Annotated in this window: 16 protein-coding genes; 7 read left to right on the forward strand and 9 right to left on the reverse strand. The window is 71.9% G+C overall.

The features are described from left to right. Window position 1: 1 nt before the first annotated feature. Window positions 2–703, reverse strand: a complete 702-nt coding sequence (locus tag ABZ939_RS31860) for an AfsR/SARP family transcriptional regulator (RefSeq protein WP_361862944.1) — start codon at window positions 701–703, stop codon at window positions 2–4. A 283-nt stretch (window positions 704–986) separates the two neighbouring features. Here ABZ939_RS31860 and ABZ939_RS31865 point away from each other — a divergent pair, with 283 nt between their 5' ends. The 3 genes from ABZ939_RS31865 (at window position 987) to ABZ939_RS31875 (ending at window position 3585) form a co-directional block, all read left to right on the forward strand. Beyond that, a complete protein-coding gene (locus tag ABZ939_RS31865) occupies window positions 987–1181 on the forward strand; it encodes a DUF6059 family protein (RefSeq protein WP_361862947.1) in 195 nt (64 codons plus the stop codon). 132 nt (window positions 1182–1313) lie between these two features. Then, window positions 1314–1991: a beta-glucanase gene (locus ABZ939_RS31870; protein WP_361862950.1), complete on the forward strand. Its 678-nt coding sequence runs from the start codon at window positions 1314–1316 to the stop codon at window positions 1989–1991. A gap of 142 nt (window positions 1992–2133) precedes the next feature. Further along, window positions 2134–3585, forward strand: coding sequence for a tetratricopeptide repeat protein (locus ABZ939_RS31875; protein WP_361862953.1), 1452 nt, complete (start codon window positions 2134–2136; stop codon window positions 3583–3585). 82 nt (window positions 3586–3667) lie between these two features. Here the strand turns inward: ABZ939_RS31875 and ABZ939_RS31880 are convergent, their stop codons facing one another. Continuing rightward, window positions 3668–4879, reverse strand: a complete 1212-nt coding sequence (locus ABZ939_RS31880; protein WP_361862956.1) for a lipase family protein — start codon at window positions 4877–4879, stop codon at window positions 3668–3670. 163 nt (window positions 4880–5042) lie between these two features. Here ABZ939_RS31880 and ABZ939_RS31885 point away from each other — a divergent pair, with 163 nt between their 5' ends. Next, window positions 5043–6236 (forward strand): helix-turn-helix domain-containing protein, encoded by a 1194-nt coding sequence (locus tag ABZ939_RS31885; RefSeq protein ID WP_361862958.1) that lies wholly within the window; start codon window positions 5043–5045, stop codon window positions 6234–6236. A gap of 21 nt (window positions 6237–6257) precedes the next feature. Here ABZ939_RS31885 and ABZ939_RS31890 read toward each other — a convergent pair whose 3' ends face one another. The 5 genes from ABZ939_RS31890 to ABZ939_RS31910 form a co-directional block, all read right to left on the reverse strand. Next, the gene (locus ABZ939_RS31890) at window positions 6258–7121 is read right to left on the reverse strand and encodes a carbohydrate ABC transporter permease (protein ID WP_361862961.1); all 864 of its coding nucleotides are present in this window, start codon (window positions 7119–7121) and stop codon (window positions 6258–6260) included. After that, a complete protein-coding gene (locus ABZ939_RS31895) occupies window positions 7118–8482 on the reverse strand; it encodes an ABC transporter permease subunit (RefSeq protein ID WP_361862963.1) in 1365 nt (454 codons plus the stop codon). The genes ABZ939_RS31890 and ABZ939_RS31895 overlap by 4 nt, the downstream gene beginning before the upstream one ends. 10 nt (window positions 8483–8492) lie before the next feature. Next, a complete protein-coding gene (locus ABZ939_RS31900) occupies window positions 8493–9815 on the reverse strand; it encodes an ABC transporter substrate-binding protein (protein ID WP_361862966.1) in 1323 nt (440 codons plus the stop codon). Then, window positions 9812–11467, reverse strand: a complete 1656-nt coding sequence (locus tag ABZ939_RS31905; protein ID WP_361862968.1) for a glycoside hydrolase family 13 protein — start codon at window positions 11465–11467, stop codon at window positions 9812–9814. Before ABZ939_RS31905 ends, ABZ939_RS31900 begins: the two co-directional genes overlap by 4 nt. A 234-nt stretch (window positions 11468–11701) precedes the next feature. Then, window positions 11702–12976, reverse strand: a complete 1275-nt coding sequence (locus ABZ939_RS31910) for an ABC transporter substrate-binding protein (protein ID WP_361862971.1) — start codon at window positions 12974–12976, stop codon at window positions 11702–11704. A gap of 123 nt (window positions 12977–13099) precedes the next feature. Here ABZ939_RS31910 and ABZ939_RS31915 point away from each other — a divergent pair, with 123 nt between their 5' ends. Genes ABZ939_RS31915 through ABZ939_RS31925 form a run of 3 tightly spaced genes read left to right on the forward strand, consistent with a single transcriptional unit; the run spans window position 13100 to window position 16685 of the window. Then, entirely contained in the window at window positions 13100–13615 is a 516-nt protein-coding gene (locus ABZ939_RS31915; protein WP_361862974.1) for a PadR family transcriptional regulator, read from the forward strand. Beyond that, complete coding sequence (locus tag ABZ939_RS31920) at window positions 13612–14367, forward strand: ABC transporter ATP-binding protein (protein WP_361862977.1); 756 nt, start codon at window positions 13612–13614, stop codon at window positions 14365–14367. The genes ABZ939_RS31915 and ABZ939_RS31920 overlap by 4 nt, the downstream gene beginning before the upstream one ends. A 2-nt stretch (window positions 14368–14369) precedes the next feature. Next, on the forward strand, window positions 14370–16685 hold the full coding sequence (locus ABZ939_RS31925) for an FtsX-like permease family protein (RefSeq protein ID WP_361862979.1): 2316 nt from the start codon (window positions 14370–14372) through the stop codon (window positions 16683–16685). 44 nt (window positions 16686–16729) lie between these two features. Here the strand turns inward: ABZ939_RS31925 and ABZ939_RS31930 are convergent, their stop codons facing one another. After that, window positions 16730–17575: a VOC family protein gene (locus tag ABZ939_RS31930; protein ID WP_361862982.1), complete on the reverse strand. Its 846-nt coding sequence runs from the start codon at window positions 17573–17575 to the stop codon at window positions 16730–16732. Between the two features lie 86 nt (window positions 17576–17661). After that, window positions 17662–17868, reverse strand: coding sequence for a Trm112 family protein (locus ABZ939_RS31935; RefSeq protein WP_361862985.1), 207 nt, complete (start codon window positions 17866–17868; stop codon window positions 17662–17664). Window positions 17869–17913 lie beyond the last annotated feature (45 nt).

Genomic DNA, 17913 nt, shown 5'->3' on the forward strand with positions numbered 1-17913 from the left:
GTCAGCCCGCCATCGGAAGGTCGAGGAGCCGGTCGGAGGTCAGGATCGCCTGGTGCAGACGGCGCAGCGACCGGCAGGGCTCCAGGCCCAGTTCGGAGCGCAGGACCTGCTGCGCCGAGCGGTACACGCGCAGCGCCTCGGCCTGCCGGTCCGAGCGGTAGAGCACGAGCATCAGCTGCCGGTAGAAGGACTCGCGCAGCGGGTACTGGGCGATCAGCCCGGTCAGCAGACTGATCACCTCCCGGTGCCGGCCGAGCGCGGTACGCGCCTCGACCGACAACTCCAGGCAGTCCAGCCGCTCCTCCTCCACCCAGGTGGTGAAGGCGGACAGCGCCGGGCCCTCGGCGGTCCCGTCCAGGACGGGACCGCGGACGAGCAGCAGCGCGCCCTCGAAGGCCTCGAGGGCCGCCTCGTACCGGCCCGCGTGCTGGTGGGCCCGTCCGGTGCGCATCAGTTCCTGGAAGTCGTCGACGTCGTAGCTCGCGCCGTCCAGGTGCAGGACGTACCCGGACGGCTTGGTGACGATGGCCCGGCCTTCGCGGTCCCCCGCGGCGACGAGGAACTTGCGCAACTGGGACAGGTAGACGTGGACGGCGGCCGAGGCCCGCCGGGGCGGCGCGGTGCTCCAGAGCTCGGCGACGAGCTGCTCCTTGGTGGTGACGCGCCCGGCGGTGACGAGCAGGGTGGCCAGCGTCATCTCCATCTTGGGAGCACTCAGGGAGTGATGGGCGCCGGCGTCGTCCGAGACGAGTAGTGGACCCAGTAGTTCATAGCGCATTGATACCCCCGAGTCGTGGCGTGAACAGGCTTGCGTATGCCTGGGCTTCACTCTCCGTGGCCGGGGTGTGTCCACGCATCGGGGAAAGTACGTACGTAGGGCGAATGGCCGAAAACGCGCGCCACGCAGCGGCGGTCCCGAGAGCCCCGACGTCCGCTCCGAACTGCCGCTTTGGAACGGCTTTGGCGGTGTGCCGCAAGCTCCGCCCATGCCGCCGTACGTGTCGCGCTGTCTGAAAGCGCTGGGCAACCTGCTGATCGCCGCAGGCCAGTTGTGGATCCCCCCGCCACCGCCCCCGCCGCTGGACGACCCGCCGCCCGGCCACCCCGAGCGCCTTGCCGGCGCCGTCCCCCTGACCGACCTCGAGCGCAGCCTCCGCGAGGAACTGCCCGGCTGGCCGTGAAGGGGGCGGCCACGCGAACGTGACCACCGAGATGGCGACTTCTTGACATGGAGTGAGGGATTCCGCATCGCGGAGGGTACGACGGGCAGAACTACCGCAGACGGAAGACCACCTCCGACGCGAGGAGCGACGATGCCGACCTGGGCCCCGGTCGAGGAGCCGGTTTTCACCGCGGACTTCGGCTCACGAGAACAGTGGATCGCGGGCCGCAGCTGGGCCTATCCCGACGGCGGACCGGTCAATCCGGCGGACAACAAACTGGACCACCTGGTGGAGGATCCCGCCTACTCCCGCTCCGGGGTCTTCCGCGCGACGCGCCGCCCGGACGGACTCTGGGACACCGGACTGCTCACCACGGAGGGGAGTCCGCAGGGATTCGAGCTGCGCGCCGGAGACGTACTGGAGGCAAGGGTGCGCCTCCCCGAGGAGACGGGAGCCTGGCCGGCGATCTGGACCTGGCGCGACGGTGGGCAGGAGGTCGACGTCTTCGAGTACCACCCCGACAACCCCGATCTGCTGGAGCTGTCCAACCATGTGCGCGGCACCCACCTCTACCACCGCTCCGCCGCGGTGCGGCCCGGTGGGTGGATCCGGCTGCGGACCGAGTTCGGAGCCCGCTCCGTGGTGTGGTGGCTCGACGACGTCGAGGTCTTCGCGGACGGCCGCGGCGTGGGCCGCAGCTGGCACGCCCATCTGATCGTCAACCTGTCCGTGTGCGCGGGGCGGTATCACCCCGCGCCGCCCGACGACACCACCGAGATGTCCTACGAGGTACGCGACCTGCGGGTCTTCCGGCCGGCGGGCGGGTGAGTGCGGTCCGGCCGAGGTTCGTCGGGCGGGTCGCGCATGTCGGGGTGGCGCGGGGCGGGCCGATGATGGCTTCATGTCGGTCGCGGTGCGTTCACGCTGCCGCGCTTCTCGTACCACCCCGTAGGCGCAGAGGTGATCTCTGATGGTGACAGACCGGTACGGCAATCCACTGCACGAGTGCACTTCGGAGACAGCCGCACATCTGGACCGCGGAGTCGAGGCCCTGCTCCACTTCAGCCCCGAGGTGGAGCAGGCCGTCGACGACGCTCTCCTCAGTGGACCGACCTCGCCCGTCGCCCAGTCCTTCGCCGTCTATCTGGGGATGCTGGGGACGGAACCGGGCGAGGCCGTCACCGCACGGCAGCGGTTCGACCGGTACGCGGCCGGCGTCGACGTCTCCGCCCTGCCCGTGCGGGAGCGCCTGCACCTGGCCGCCGCCGAGGCATGGCTGGCAGGAGATCTGCGGCGGGCCGGCCGGCTGTTGGAGGAGTTGTCACTGGTGTGCCCGACCGACGCGCTCGCCCTGTCCGTCGGGCACCAGCTGGACTTCTTCACCGGCGACGCCGTGCGTCTGCGGGACCGCATCGGTGGAGCCCTCTCGGCCTGGGACGCCGACGACCCCCATCGAGGTCTGGTGCTGGGCATGTACGCGTTCGGATTGGAGGAGTCGGGCCACTACCGCCAGGCCGAGGAGGCGGGGCTCGCCGCGGTCGAGCAGAACCCTCGCGACGTCTGGGCCATCCACGCCGTGGTCCACACGTACGAGATGCAGGGACGTGTCTCCGAAGGCATCGGCTACCTCGATGCGCGCCGTGAGGACTGGGCGCGAGGCAACTACCTCAACGTCCACAACTGGTGGCACTACGCCCTGTACGCGCTGGAGGCCGGAGACACGCGTTCCGCCTTGAGCGTGTACGACGCCGCCCTGCACAACGACGCGTCGGCCGGAGTGGCCATGGAGCTGCTGGACGCCGCGGCGCTGTTGTGGCGGATCCGACTCGCGGGTGCGGATGCCGGCGCCCGCTGGGAGGCGCTGGCCGATGCGTGGGCCTCGCGGGCCGATCCTCCCTTCTACGCGTTCAACGACGTGCATGCCGTCATGTCGTACGTCGGGGCCGGGCGGTTCGGGGAGGCGACGCGGCTCATCGCCGACCGACGGCGGTGGCTGGCCCAGGAGGGGTCGGACACCCTCACCAACCGTCGGATGACCGCGGACATCGGCCTGCCCGCGTGTGAGGCGCTGGTGGCGCACGCGCAAGGGAAGCACTCCACCGTCGTGGATCTGCTGTGGCCGCTGCGCCGTAGGCTGCACGAGTTCGGAGGCAGTCATGCGCAGCGCGACGCCCTCCAGAAGACCCTTCTCGACTCCGCTCTCGGCTCCGGACGGCACGAACTGGCCCGTGCGCTGATCAGCGAACGGATCGGACTTCGGCCCGACAGCTCGTACAACTGGTCGGCTCGAGCTCGCCTCGCCGATGGCCTGGGCGACGCGGCCGTGGCGGCCGTCGCTCGCGATCAGGCGAGGGGTGCGGCGGCGGCAGCGGCCCAAATCCTCCGGCCGCTCTCCGACGCCGGGCCGCCGTCCGACGTGTGACCCGCGGCGGGGTCGTACGCGCCGCCAGGCCGCCCGGCGGGGGCGGGCCGTCAGGTCCGCCACCGGCCGCCGCCTCCCGAGGTCAGCAGTCGTTCACGACCGGCCGACCCTCGATGCGGTCCGCCAGCCAGTCGACGGTCGCCGGAGCGGCGGCGTAGAAGGTGGCGATGTGGGTGGGCACCAGATAGGTGTCCCAGTCGACGGACGTGCCGAGTCCGCACAGCCGGTCCTTGAGCTCGGTGCCCGCCCGGTACGGGATCACGTCGTCAAGGCGCGAGTGGTACAGCCGCACCGGCACCGCCGGACGGTGCTGCCCGGCCCGCTGCTCGGTGAGCCGGCCGCGCCAGTCGGCCCGCGCGAACGGGTCCTCGGTGGTCAGCCGGTCCCAGCTGTGCATCCCGTACTTGGCGGCGATCTCCATGGTGCAGTCGTCGGCGATGTCGGCCAGGAGTTCGCGGCCGTGGTCGGTGAGCAGCTCCTCCAGCGGGAGTTCCGGGTACGCGTGCTTCAGGCCGACCGCGGCGGTCAGACCGAAGCCGAACGCGGGGCTGCCGTCCACCCCCTGCGCGACCAGCAGCAGGTCCGCGGCGGGCGCGCCGACGGAGGCGCCACGCAGATTCAACTCCGGTGCGTACGTGGGCTGCAGCTCGGCCGCCCAGCTCGCCGCCTGGCCACCCTGCGAATAGCCGGCGATGACGACGGGGGCGTCGGACGCGATCCCCGCCCCGGGCAGCCGCTTGGCGGCACGCACCGAGTCGAGCACGGCCTGGCCCTCGGCCCGCCCGTTGACGTAGCTGTGCCCGCCGGGGGTACCGAGCCCCTGGTAGTCGGTGACGACCACGGCCCAGCCGCGCGCGAGCATCGACTTGATGACGACGCTCTCGTACTGGGTGCCGTCGGCCAGCGCCCGTGAGGGGGCGCACCTGTCGCCCAGGCCATGGGTGCCGATGGCGTGGGCGACCACCGGTCGTGGGCCCGGGCCGGCGTACGGGGCCTCGGGGACGAGCACGGTGCCGGAGACGGCGATCCGGCGCCCGTCGGCGTCGGCGGAGCCGTAGAGCACCTGCCAGGAGTGGACGCGCTGGTCGATCAGGCCGGTCGGCTCGATCCGGAACTCGGCGGTCCGGGACTGGATCACCTCGCCCGGCTGGACGGTGAGTTCACCGGACGGTGGGGTGTAGAAGGCGTCTGCCAGATCGCCGCTCTCCACGGCGGCGGCGGGTGTGGCCGCCGTCGGGATCAGCGTGGCCAGCAGCGCGGCGAATGTGGGCACGGCGGTGCGCAGGAATCTCATGATTGTCCCTGGTGGGTGCGGGTGAGGAGGCTGTGCACCGATGATCGACGGGATGTGCGCGCCTGGTGATGGAGCGTGGGACAGAATGTGAAGCCCCATCATGTGAGCGACGACAATGACAAATGGCGTTCGACAATGCCGTACAGATGGTTAAGATGCGGCCATGCCCGACAGTCCCGTCACCACCCCTCCGACGGGTCGACGAATCGGCTTGCTGGCCACCGCTCTGAACGAGCGGCTGACCGAGCTGAGCGAACGCGCCGTCGACCGGATCCTCGCCCCCTCCGGCACCGTCGCCTACCGCAGGCTGGTCCCGGTCGAGGAGCTGAGGGGCTCCTGCCGCGCCCATCTGACCTTCACACTGGGCACCCTGACGGGCCGTCATGGCGCCGCCCCGGCCACCGCCACCGCGCTCCGCCGGGCGGGCCAGGGCGTCCCGCTTCCCGCCGTGATCGCCGCCTACCACGCGGGCGGGCGGATGCTGCTGGAGGAGCTGACCGCCGAGGCGCGCGACGCCGGTCACGGCGGCCTTGAGGCGCTGCCGGACGGGGCGGCCCGCCTGCTCGGGCTGATCGAGACGGGCGCCAACGAGATCACCGCCGCGTACCAGCACGCGACGTCGACCGCCGCGGACCAGGCCGGTTCCCCGGCTCTCGCCGAACTGTTCGAGGGCACCGCCCGCACCACGGAGGCGCTCTGGCGGGTGGCGGACGCCCTGCGCCTGCCGTACGACGGCCTGTTCGTGGTGCTGGTCGCCGATCCGCCGCCCGGGCCGGCGCCCGAGATCGGCAATCGGCTCGCCGCCCACGGCATCGCCTCCGCCTGGAGCCGCACCGCCGGCCTGCTGGCCGGGGTGGTCTCGGTCCGCGACCAGCGCACCCTGGAGCGGCTGTTGATCGTGCTCCGGCGGTCGGCCACCCTTCGTTACGGGGTGAGCCCGCCGTTCGCCAACCTCGCCGAGAGCGCCACCGGTCTGCGGCTGGCGCGGCTCGCCCTGGCCACCGCCGACCCGGCCGGCCCGCCGGTCGCCAGCTTCGACGACGGCCCACTCGCCGGGCTGGTGGTGCACTCCCCGGACGTGGCCGCCCGGATGGCCCGCTCGGTCCTCGGCACGCTCCTCGATCTCCCCGCCGAGCAGCGCACCGTGCTGATCGGCACGCTCAACGCCTGGTACGCGGCCTCCGGTTCCATGGAGGAGGCCGCGCAAGCGCTGCACTGTCACGCCAACACCGTCCGCCAACGACTGCGGCGGATCCACCGGCTCACCGGACGCGACGTCACCGATCCGGTCAACACGGCCGAGTTGTACGCCGCGCTCCAGGCCGTCCGGGCGCTGCCCCCCTCGGTCCTGCGCTGACCGGCGCCCCAGGCGCCCGCGTCACTTCACCGAACCTGCCATCACCCCCTGCACGAAGTGACGCTGGAAGGCGAAGAAGACCACCACCGGCACGATCAGGGAGAGGAAGGCGCCCGGCGCGAGCACGTCGATGTTGCTGCCGAACTGCCGTACCTGAGACTGCAGTTCCACCGTCAGCGGCTGCGAGGAGCTGTCGGCGAAGAGCAGCGCCACCAGCATGTCGTTCCACACCCAGAGGAACTGGAAGATGGCCAGGCTGGCGATCGCCGGGCGGCCCACCGGCAGCACCAGCTGGGTGAATATCCGCCATTCGCCGCCCCCGTCCATCCGCGCCGCCTCCAGCATCTCGCGCGGGATGTCGGCGAAGTAGTTGCGCAGCAGGAACACGGCGAACGGCAGCCCGTAGGCGACGTGGAAGAGCACCACGCCCGGGATCGTGCCGAACAGCCCCAGCTGCCCGAACAGCTTCGCGACCGGTAGCAGACCCACCTGCACCGGCACCACAAGGAGCGCCACCACACCCAGGAAGATCCAGTCCCGGCCGGGGAACTCCAGCCAGGCGAAGGCGTATCCGGCGAGCGCCGCGACGACCACGACCAGGACCGTCGTCGGCACCGAGATCAGCACCGTGTTCCAGAAGGCCCGGGTAATGCCCGCGTTGCCCAGCAAGGCGGTGTAGTTGTCCAGGGACAGCTGTCCGGGACCCGTCAGCGCCGTCCACCAGCCGCTCGCCGCGTTGTCGCTCGCCGAGCGCAGCGAGGACAGCAGCAGCCCGGCGACCGGGGTCACCCAGATCAGGCCGACCACGGCCAGGAACGCCTGGACCAGGCCGTTGCCCAGCCAGCGGCGCAGCCGGCCGCCCGGCATCGTCGCGGTCGCACTCATGACTGACTCCTGCGGAAGCGGCGGACGTTGAACACCATCGCGGGGATCACCAGCAGCAGGAGCAGCACACCGAGCGCACTGCCGAGCCCCTGGTCGTTGCCGCCGCCGAAGGACACCAGCCACATCTGGGTGGCCAGCACGGTGGCGTCCTCCTGCACGGGCCCCGGCGCGATGATGTAGATCAGGTCGAAGACCTTCATCACATTGATCACCAGCGTCACGAAGACGACGGTCAGCACGGGTGCGAGCAGGGGCACGGTGATCCGGCGGAAGACCTGCCACTCGTTCGCCCCGTCCATCCGCGCAGCTTCCAGCGCGTCGCGTGGCAGGGAGGACAGCCCGGCGCAGATGAGCACCATCGCGAAGCCCGTCCAGATCCACAGGTACGCGCCGATGATCGCGGGCGTGACCAGGGCGGGGCCGAGCCAGGAGACACCCTCGTACGGCGGCGCGAAGTTCTCCGCGGGCAGCCGGACCGTGTAGGCGCCGGCCTGGAGGCCGGTGAAGCGGAACGATCCGTCGGCCGCCGTGGTCGCGGTGGCGACCGTCTTCCCGTCGCGCACCGCCTCCACCGTCATGCCGGGCAGGCCTCGCTCCGCGGGGTCGATCACGCCCGGCCGCCCCCCGCCACCGGGCGTGAAGTCCAGGTACACGGCGCCCGCCACGTCCTTCGGACCTGCCGTGCCGGCGGCCGCCGGCTTCGCGCCGGCGGGGAGCTCCTTGGGCGGTACGCCGACGAGGCCGAGGGCGACGCTCTGCCCCGGGGAGACCGCGTCGGCCGTCCCGTACGAGCCGTCCGGCCGATTGTCGAGCCCCTGACCCTCGCGGACCCGGGCCGTCGGGTACGAAGAGGAGTCCTGGAAGGCATCGTGCACGCCGACCACCGCCGCGTTCAGCACGCCCTTGTCCGGGTCCTCCTCGTACGCGAGGCGGAAGATGATGCCCGCCGCGAGGAACGAGACGGCCATCGGCATGAAGAGCAGCAGCTTGAAGGCGGTCGCCCAGCGGACCTTCTCCACCAGTACCGCGAGGATCAGCCCCAGGCCGGTGAGCAGTGTCGGTGCGACGACCACCCAGATGGCGCTGTTGCGGATGGCGGTCAGGGTGGCCGGGTCGCGGAACATCTCCGTGTAGTTGTCCCCGCCGACGAACCGGGTGCCGGACGCGTCGAAGAAGCTGCGGCCCACGGAGAACAGCACCGGGTAGACGACCAGTGCGCCGAGCAGCAGCAGCGCCGGCAGTACGAAGGCCACGGCGATGATCCGCCGGCGTCGCCGGGCCCGGTCCCGCGGGCTGCTGTCCCGCCGGGCGCCCTTCGCGGCGTCGACCCGGGGTGGTGGGGGAGCGGTGGCTGTGGTCATGACGGCCGCCTCAGCCCTTGTACGCCTTGGCCGCCGCGCCCTCCAGCGCCGCGGCCGTGGCGGCCGGGTTCGACGGGTCGCGCAGGAAGTCCTGGAGGATCTTCCACTCGCCCACGCCCTTGGTGCCGCCGAACGCCGCCGGAGCCTGGTCCGACATGTCGAAGCGCACCGAATCCCCGGCGTCGATCAGCGACTTGGCGGTCTCGCGCAGCGTGTCGTCGCCGTAGGAGGCGAGGTCGAGCTTCTTGTTCGGCGACAGGAAGCCGCCCGCCCCGGCCCACACGGCCGCGGCCTCAGGCGTCGCGAGGTACTCCAGGAACGCCGTCGCGGCCTCCTGGTTCTTGCCGTCCTTCAGGACGACGGCCGCGTCACCGCCGCTGACCACCGGCGCCTTGCCGCCCGCGACCGCCGGGAACGGGAAGAAGGTGGCGTCCTCGCCGATCTTCTTGCCGAACTGGTCCTTGGCGACGCCGGCGACGAAGTCGCCCTCGTACACCATCCCGGCCTCGGGCTTCGGGCCGAAGACCTTCTCGACGGAGCCGGGGAAGTCGGTGCCCAGTGCGCCCTTCTGACCGCCCGCGATCAGCTTCTTGTCGGAGAAGAGCGATCCGAGTGTGGTCAGCGCCTTCACCACGGTCGGGTCGGTCCACTTGATCTCGTGCTTGGCGAGCTGGTCGTACTTCTCGGGGCCGGCCTGGGAGAGGTAGATGTTCTCGAACCAGTCGGTGAGGGTCCAGCCGTCCTCGCCGGCGACCGCGAAGGCCGGCAGGCCCGAGTCGGATATCGCCTGCCCGCTCCTGAGCATCTCCTCGTACGTCTTCGGCGGCTTCACGCCCGCCTGGTCGAACGCCTCCGGGCTGTACCAGACGGTCGACTTGTGGGCGGCCTTGAAGTACAGGCCGTACAGGGTGCCGTCGACGGAGCCGTAGTTCTTCCACACCGGCGCGTAGTTGGCGTCGACGGACTTCTTCGCGGTCTCCGACAGCGGCTTGAGCCAGTTCTGCCGGGCGAACTGCTGGAGCACGCCGACCTGGGGGACCATCACCACGTCGGGGGCGTTGCCGCCCTCGATCTTGCTGCCGACGACGGTGGAGACATTGTCGCCGGTGGACACGAACCGGGTCTTGGCGCCGGTCTTCTCGGTGAAGGCGTCCAGCACCTTCTGGAAGTTCTTCTGTTCGGCGCCCGACCAGACCCCCGCCACATCGAGGGTCTGGCCGGACAGCGCCTTGTCGCCGCCGCCGGCGCTCACCGGGCCGCCGCCGCAGGCGGTGGCGCCGAGCGCCAGGGTGAGCACGGAGCAGCAGGCCATCGTCATCCGTCGCATGGTCATCGCAGTCCCTCCAGGGTGGTGTCGTCACTGATCCACCAGGCGGCGGTGGACCCGGGCAGTGCGCCGGTCGGGCACGGTCCGCTGGACAGCAGCGGGGCGCCGGAGACCGGGGCGGGCACCGGAGCGGTGCCGAAATTGACGGCGCAGACGAGTCCGTCGCCGCGCAGGAAGGCCAGCACGCCGGGCGGCGCGTCCAGCCAGCGCAAGGTGCCCTCGCCCAGCTGCGGCAGTCCGTGCCGCAGCTGCAGGCCCTCGCGGTACAGGTGCCAGAACGAGCGGGTGTCGGCCAGCGCCCGGTCCGTGGCGTGCTCGGCGAACCAACCGGGCTGCGGCAGCCACGGCTTGGCGCTCTCCGCCCCGGTGCTGAAGCCGAACGGGGAGGCGTGCCCCGACCACGGCAGCGGCACGCGGCAGCCGTCGCGGATCCGGGCCCGGCTGCCGGTGCGCCGGAATATCGGGTCCGTGAGCACCTCGTCCGGCAGGTCCACGACCTCCGGCAGGCCCAGCTCCTCGCCCTGGTAGATGTACGCGGCGCCGGGCAGGGCCAGCATCAGCAGGGCGGCGGCGCGCGCCCGGGCGGCCCCGAGCCCGCTGCCCTCAGTGCCGGACTCGCCGTACCGGGTCACCGTGCGCACCTGGTCGTGGTTGTTGAGCACCCAGGTCACGGTGGAGCCGGTGCCGGCGATGTCGCGCATCGCCTCGTCGATCACCTTCCGGAAGGCGTCGGCGTCCCAGGGCGCGCCCAGCAGGTCGAAGAAGAACGCCTGGTGCAGCTCGTCGGGGCGGACGTACTCGGCGTGCTCGCGGGCGGTCGGCACCGACACCTCACCGACAAGGAGCCGCTCGCGCCCGTCCCGGGCCGTGTACTCCTCGCACACCGAGCGCCAGTGGCGCCACACGTCGTGCACCTCGGGCTGGTTCCAGGCGAGCGGGTTGACCGAGTCGCGGGTGCGGGCGTCGGCCTCCGGGTCGGGAGAGTCCGGCAGGTCGGGGTGCTTGAACAGTCCGGCCGCCACATCGATGCGGAAGCCGTCGACACCCCGGTCCAGCCAGAAGCGCAGGGCGTGGTCGAAGTGGGCACCGACCTCGGGGTTGCGCCAGTTCAGGTCCGGCTGCTCGGGGGTGAACATGTGCAGGTACCACTGGCCGGGGGTGCCGTCCGGCTCGGTGACCCGGCTCCAGGCCGGGCCGCCGAACATGGCGTGCCAGTTGTTGGGCGGTACGTCGCCGTCGGGGCCGCGGCCCTCGGCGAAGTGGAAGCGGGCGCGGGCCTCGCTGCCGGGGCCGGCGGCCAGGGCCTCGCGGAACCAGGCGTGCTCGCTGGAGCAGTGGTTGGGGACGATGTCCAGCAGCACCTTGATGCCCAGCCGGTGGGCGTCGGCGACCAGCAGGCCGAATTCGGCGAGGTCGCCGAAGACGGGGTCCACGTCGCAGTAGTCGGCGACGTCGTAGCCGTGGTCGTGCTGCGGCGACGGGTAGAAGGGGCTCAGCCAGATGCCGTCGACCCCGAGCTTCTTGAGGTACGGCAGGCCGGCCCGGACACCGGCGAGGTCGCCGATCCCGTCGCCGGTGCTGTCCAGGAAGCTGCGGACGTACACCTGGTAGATCACCGCGTCGCGCCACCAGTGACGGTGGCTTGGGGCTGTGAGCATCACCCGTTGACCTGTATTTCTGCGTGAAGGGGTGCGCGCCACCCAGAGCGGGTAGCTGTTATGCATGCATGTTAAGTAGGCGTGACGAGAGGGTGTCAACGAAGCTGCCGAAAATCGGCGCCGGTTGGGGTGGAATGTCACGGTTTATGGCAGCCGTCAGGACATGCCGGTCCGCATGCTGATACCTAACAGGTAAGTAGGATCCTCAGAGGTGAAAGAGTGATGACAGAGCAGTCAGCGACGACGGGCGATGGCCGCGAGCTCGTCCGCGAGCCGGCGCACGGCCGCCTCGGGCGTCTGGTGCTGCGCCATCGCGTCATGCGCCACGGCCTGCACGGCGAGGCTCACCTGCTCGTAGTGCGGGCTCTTGGGGCGCGGCGCGGCCGCGAGCACGCTCGCCCGCAGCGTGGGCAGATACGGGAATCGGGCCACGAGCGCCGGATCCTCGTACAGCGCGGCCCGCACCGGTGGCAGGGCGCCCTCGCTCAGGACGCGGCGCTGCACGCGCTCGCTCGTGAGGTACGCGATCAGGTCGCGCGCCGACTCGGGGTGCCGGGCATGGCTGCTCACGGCCAGATTGGAGCCGCCCAGCACGCTCGCGCCCGGCCCGCCGGGGCCCGGCAGAGGCACGGCGCCGAACTTCCCCGCGACCTTCGACTGCGCGCCGGAGGCACCGGCGTACGCGTACGGCCAGTTGCGCAGGAAGAGCAGCCGGCCGTCCTGGAACGCCTGCCGGGACTCCTCCTCCTTGTACGTCAGGGCTTCCTTCGGTATCCAGCCGTCCCGCACACCACGGGCGAGGAATCCCAGCCCTTCGCGGGCGGCCGCCGAGTCGACCGTGACCCGTTCGCCCTCGTCGCCGAGGATCGTCCCGCCCGCCGAGTACACCGCCTCGGCGGCGTTGACCGTCAGCCCCTCGTACGGCAGGAACTGGCCCGCGTACCCGCCCAGGCCGTACTTCGGGGCGACGGTGCGGGCCTGTCGCTCCAGCTCCGCCCAGGTCCGCGGCGGGCGCTGCCCCTCGCGGTCGAGCACGTCCTTGCGGTAGAAGAGCATCCCGGCGTTCGTCACGTACGGGACGGCGTACAGCCGCCCGTCGTACGTCGCGGTGTCCACCACCGGCGGCAGGAAGCTCTCCAGCGGGAACCGGCCGCGCTCCAGCGGCGCGATCCACCCCGCCGCGGCGAACTCCGAGGTCCACGCGACATCGATGTTGAGCAGATCGAACCTGCCCCCGCCCGACCTCAGATCCGTGATCATCTGGGCCCGGGTCTCGTCGGCCGAATCCGGCAGCTCGACCAGGGTGACCTTCTCCGCCGGATGTGCGCGGTTCCAGCCGTCCAGGACCGGGCCCAGATAACCGGTGAGATCACCGGCCGTGGCCAGTGTCATGGGGCCGCGCCCGCCCGCGCGCTCCGCGCCGGGCGACGGGGCGCCGGAGGCCATGTAACCCGTCAGTACGACCACGACGGCCAGGAGACCCCTACCCGCGGCCCGTATCCACCGCATAGGTTCCTCCCAGAGCACCGCGCCGTACACCTTCGTCCGACGACAGGGCATGTATACCCGTTAGGCATGGGCGATACTAGAGCCCACATCACACCGGGAGCACGCCGAGGGAGGACAGCAAGGGTGCGCCTTCCCCTTCTCGCCCTCCTGGCCAGAGGCCCCGCCCACGGGTACGAGCTCAAGCAGGACCTTGAGCAACTGCTGGGCGCCGCGTACCCTCCCACCAACGTCGGCCAGATCTACGTCACGCTCGGCCGGCTGGAGAAGTCCGGGCTGATCGAGGGCGAGGAGATCGCCCAGGAGAGCCGCCCCAACAAGAAGATCTACCGCCTCACCGACGCCGGGCAGGAAGCACTGCGCGCCTGGTTCGACGAGACGGCGGACGAACCGAGGGTCCGGGACGAGTTCTTCATGAAGCTCGCCCTCGCCCCGCGCACCGGTCTCGCCGACCAGATCGCCCTCATCAACAAGCAGCGACGCGAGTACCTCACCACCATGCGCAACCTGTCCAAGCTGGCCGCCACCGAGAACCGGGACAATCGCATCGCCCACCTGCTGATCGAGGGCGCCATGCTGCACCTCCAGGCCGACCTCGACTGGCTGGAGCGCTGCCAGGAGGAACTGGAGGAGCTGCAATGACGGACTCCGCCATACCCGTGCCGCTGCTGCACGCCGAGGGCATCGTCAAGACCCACCACGGCGAGGGCGCGCCCGCCCACGCCGTACGCGGCGTCGACCTGACCGTGCGGCGCGGCGAGTTCGTCGCCGTCACCGGCCCCTCCGGCGCCGGCAAGTCCACCCTGCTGCATCTGCTCGGCGGCCTCCAGCGTCCCGACAGCGGCTCGCTTCGGCTCGACGGCGAGAGCACCGACGGCTGGACCGAGGCGCGCTGGGCGGTGGAGCGGCGCCGCCGCATCGGCATCGTCTTCCAGTTCTTCAACCTCGTCTCCAACCTCACGGTCGCCGACAACGTCGAACTGCCCGCCCTGCTGGCCGGCACCTCCGCCAAGCGGGCCCGCGCCGAACGCGAGAAGCTCCTCGCCGAGCTGGGCCTCGACAGCAAGGCCCGCAGCATGCCCGGCGAGCTCTCCGGCGGCGAACAGCAGCGCGTCGCCCTCGCCCGCGCCCTGGTCAACCAGCCGCGGCTGCTCCTCGCCGACGAACCGGCCGGCAGCCTCGACAGCAAGGGCACCCGCGAGGTGATGCGGCAGCTCGCCCGCTTCCACCAGCGCGGCCAGACCATCGTGCTCGTCACCCACGACGCGCGGCTCGCCAGCGCCGCGGACCGGGTGATCAGCTTCTTCGACGGCCGGATAGCCGACGACGCCGAACTGGGCGGCGCTCCGTCGCGCGGCACCGGCCTCGCCGGCGTACTGGAACTGAAGGACTGACCGTGCGGGCCATGCTGCGCTGGGCGCACGCCGATCTGCGTACCCACCGGGGCGAAGCGCTCTTCATGGTCGCCGCCACCGCCGGGATCGTCGCCTCGCTGCTGCTGGCCACGGCCCTCTTCGGCTACGCCACCAACCCCTGGCACCGGGTCTTCACCCAGTCGCGCGGCGCACACGTGTGGATCCACACCGGCCCCGGCGCCGACACCGGCTCCCTCGCCGCCCTGGACGGCGTCGAGCAGCTCTCCGGCCCCTACCGCACCGCGGCCGACACCGTCTCCTCCCGCGGCGCCCGCGCGGGAGTGGAACTGCGCGCCACCGGCGCCGAGCCCCCGGCCACCGGCCGGCCCCTGCTGACCTCGGGCCGCTGGCTCGACGACACCGTCCCCGACGGCGTCGTCCTGGAATCCGGCCTCGCCCGCGCCCTGTGGGCCGAACCCGGCGACCGCCTCACCCTGCCGACCGGCCGCACCCTCACCGTCCTCGGCGTCGCCGACAGCGCCGAGCCCCGCTACCGCCCCGGTGAACGGCCCGGCACCGTCTGGGCCCTGCCGCGCGCGCTGCCGGACACCCGCGGCGGCAGCCAGGTCGTCGGACTGCGCCTCACCGACCCGGACGACACCGACTACGCCGTCCAGCGCGCCGTCACCACGCTCGGCGCCGGCGCAGTCACCGACGTCTCCACCTGGCAGCAGGCCCGCGCCGAGGCGCAGGGCGACACCAAGCTGCTCGGTCAGGTCCTCGGGCTCTTCGGAATCGGCGCGCTGATCGCCGCCGCCCTCGCGGTCTTCGGTGCCATCAGCACCCGGGTGCGCGGCCACCTGCGGGACATCTCGGTCCTCAAGGCCATCGGCTTCACACCCGGCCAGGTCGTGCGCGTCTTCCTCGTCCAGCACCTCGCCTTCGCCGTGCTCGGGGCGACCCTCGCCACGGCGGCCGTCCAGACGCTCGGCAACCGTCTGCCCGGTCGGCTCGGCGACGCCGTCGGCGTCTGGCAGGGGCTCCAGGGCCACACGGCGGCGCTGCTCGCGGTGCCCGTCGCCGCGGTGCTGTTCATCGGGGCGGCCACCTGCCTCGCCGCGTGGCGGGCCGGACGCGTGGAGCCCGTACCCGTCGTACCCGCCACCACGGCCCCGGGCTCGGGGCCCCGCCGGACGACGTCTCGGGGAGGACTGTCCCGGGCCGCCCGGGGCGCGCTCGGGCTGCGCATACCGGCCGCCCTGGTCCTCGGCTGGCACCAGGCCTTCGGCCGAGGCCGACGCGCCCCGGCCACCATCGTCCGCCTCGCCCTGCCGCTGCTGCTGATCACCGTGGCCCTCAGCGCCTGGACCACCATCGAACGTTTCGACAGCCGCCCCGAGCAGCTCGGCCACGCCGCCGCGCTCACGGCCCGCCCCGACGCGACGCTCACCGACCGCGAGGCCGCCACGCTGCTCGAGGCCAACGACAAGGTCACCGCCGCCCACCCGGGCCTGGAGGTCGCCGCCCTGGTCCCCGGCCAGACCGGCACCATCGCGCTGCGCGGCCTCGGCACCCGCGACGAGCCCTACCCGTACACGATCGCCGAGGGCCGCGCCCTCCACGGCCCCGACGAGGCCGTCGCCGGCCAGGGACTGCTCGACCTGCTGGACGTACGCGTCGGCGACTGGGTCCGCGTCACGGTCGGCGGCCACCCGCAGGTACTGCACCTCGTCGGCCGCAGCATCGAACCGGAGAACGGCGGCCGGGTCATCTCCACCTCGCTCGACACCCTGCGCGAGAACGACCCCGCCCTGAGCCCCACCCTCTACCAGCTCCGGCTCGAGCCCGGCGCCGACCCGCGCGCCGTCCGTGCCGAACTCGCCGACGCCTCCAGGGGCCACCTCGACATCCACGAGGTCACCACCCCCGCCGACCGGCTCTCCGCCCTGCGCGGCGTCGTCGTCGGCCTGATCACCGTCCTCGCCCTGATCGGTCTGACCGAACTGTCCACGGCGATCGGCGGCAGCATCCGCGACGGCGAACGCGACCTGCTGGCCCTGAAGGCCATCGGCCTCTCCCCGCGCCAGATCACCGCCGTCACCGTGACCGCGATCGGCTGCACCGCGCTCGCCGCCGCCCTCGCCGCGACAGCCCTCGGCGTGCCCTTCGCCCACTGGCTGATCGACCACGAGGCCCACACGACCGGCATCGGGTCCGGCATCGCCCAGGCCCCGCCGGTCGGGTACGTCGCGGCCATGAGCGCCGCCGCCGTCCTCGGCGCGATCGCCCTGACGGTCCTCCCCGCGGCCCGGGCGGCCCGCCGCCGCCTCGCGGACACCCTGAGCGCGGTCGCCTGACGTCCTGCCGTGCGCGGGCGCCCCGCATGGGCGCCGCCACGCGCCTACGCCTCGGCCTGCCCGGCCTGCCCGGACTCAGCCGGCGACGGAGTGAGGACCACGAAGTCGGCGTTCGACGGGTCGAGGCAGACGGCGAGCCGGCCGACCCCTTCCGCGTCCTCCGGCCCCATCTGCACGCTGCCACCGTTCTCATGGACCTTGGCGACGGTCGCGTCGCAGTCGTCGACGGCGAAGACGGGGTGCCAGTACGGCCGCCCGTTCGTGAGGGTGAGATTCTCCGAGGGGAGCTCCATGAGGCCGCCGTGCATGCGCTCCTCGGGAAGTCCGGCGGGAGTGATGAGGGCGTACGTGCCCCCGCCGCCGGGCAGCTCCATGTCGTTGAACTGCCAGCCGAAGACGCCGCCGTAGAACTCCTTCGCGGCCGCCGCGTCGCTCGTGTACAGCTCGGTCCAGGACAGTGAGCCCGTCTTGTCCACCAGCTCGAAGCCCGTGGTCCTCCCCGGCTGCCAGACGGCGAACTGACCCCCCAGGGGGTCGCTGTACTGAGCCATCCGGCCCCACTCGTCGAAGTCCCTCGGGGCCACCCGAACCGTGCCGCCCGCACGCTCCACGGCCTGGGTCGTGGCGTCCGCGTCGGTGACGCAGTAGTAGATCATCCAGGCCGAGCGCGCGCCCTCCTCGGTGAGCTTGCCGAGCCCGGCGGTGATCTTTCCGTCCTTCCGGAACATCCCGCCTTCCATGTCCTCCCCCTCGCCCATGTCCTCCCCCTCGCCCATGGGCTCGTACTCCCATCCCAGCACGGCGCCGTAGAAGGCCGCAGCGGCTTGGACGTCGGGGGCGCCGAGGTCGAGCCAACAGGGGGAGCCAGGGACGAAGTCGGTGGTGATCATGGTGATTGCCTTTCGCAGATCCCGTACGACCTCAGCCTGGCACCGGACACCGGCACACGCCCGTCGACCGTTCAGCCGGACAGGCCCTAGTCCGACGAGCTCACGTACCGCTCGTGCTCCTCGGGGGAGACCCGGCTGCCGGAGGAGGGGAGGAGCTGCGGAATGCCGTCCACGATCGGGTAGCGGAGTTGCAGCCGCGGGTTGTAGAGCACGTCCTGGCCGACAGGCATGGTCAGCGGCCCCTTGTCGAGCGGGCAGGCCAGGATGCGCAGCAGCGGGTCGTCGGAGTTCATGAGGGTCCTTCGGTGGTCGGTGGTGGTGAAGCTCGGGCGGTAGTA

This window comes from Streptomyces sp. NPDC046712 (genome assembly GCF_040645695.1).
Lineage (GTDB): Bacteria > Actinomycetota > Actinomycetes > Streptomycetales > Streptomycetaceae > Streptomyces.

What these genes read in the sequence shown, in the direction of transcription:
- ABZ939_RS31870 (WP_361862950.1), top strand. Translation starts at nt 1,314, where the DNA reads ATGCCGACCTGGGCCCCGGTCGAGGAGCCGGTTTTCACCGCGGACTTC.
- ABZ939_RS31900 (WP_361862966.1), bottom strand. Translation starts at nt 9,815, where the DNA reads ATGACCATGCGACGGATGACGATGGCCTGCTGCTCCGTGCTCACCCTG.
- ABZ939_RS31875 (WP_361862953.1), top strand. Translation starts at nt 2,134, where the DNA reads ATGGTGACAGACCGGTACGGCAATCCACTGCACGAGTGCACTTCGGAG.
- ABZ939_RS31885 (WP_361862958.1), top strand. Translation starts at nt 5,043, where the DNA reads ATGCCCGACAGTCCCGTCACCACCCCTCCGACGGGTCGACGAATCGGC.
- ABZ939_RS31865 (WP_361862947.1), top strand. Translation starts at nt 987, where the DNA reads ATGCCGCCGTACGTGTCGCGCTGTCTGAAAGCGCTGGGCAACCTGCTG.
- ABZ939_RS31930 (WP_361862982.1), bottom strand. Translation starts at nt 17,575, where the DNA reads ATGATCACCACCGACTTCGTCCCTGGCTCCCCCTGTTGGCTCGACCTC.
- ABZ939_RS31890 (WP_361862961.1), bottom strand. Translation starts at nt 7,121, where the DNA reads ATGAGTGCGACCGCGACGATGCCGGGCGGCCGGCTGCGCCGCTGGCTG.
- ABZ939_RS31860 (WP_361862944.1), bottom strand. Translation starts at nt 703, where the DNA reads ATGGAGATGACGCTGGCCACCCTGCTCGTCACCGCCGGGCGCGTCACC.
- ABZ939_RS31905 (WP_361862968.1), bottom strand. Translation starts at nt 11,467, where the DNA reads ATGCTCACAGCCCCAAGCCACCGTCACTGGTGGCGCGACGCGGTGATC.
- ABZ939_RS31935 (WP_361862985.1), bottom strand. Translation starts at nt 17,868, where the DNA reads ATGAACTCCGACGACCCGCTGCTGCGCATCCTGGCCTGCCCGCTCGAC.
- ABZ939_RS31895 (WP_361862963.1), bottom strand. Translation starts at nt 8,482, where the DNA reads ATGACCACAGCCACCGCTCCCCCACCACCCCGGGTCGACGCCGCGAAG.
- ABZ939_RS31880 (WP_361862956.1), bottom strand. Translation starts at nt 4,879, where the DNA reads ATGAGATTCCTGCGCACCGCCGTGCCCACATTCGCCGCGCTGCTGGCC.
- ABZ939_RS31910 (WP_361862971.1), bottom strand. Translation starts at nt 12,976, where the DNA reads ATGCGGTGGATACGGGCCGCGGGTAGGGGTCTCCTGGCCGTCGTGGTC.
- ABZ939_RS31920 (WP_361862977.1), top strand. Translation starts at nt 13,612, where the DNA reads ATGACGGACTCCGCCATACCCGTGCCGCTGCTGCACGCCGAGGGCATC.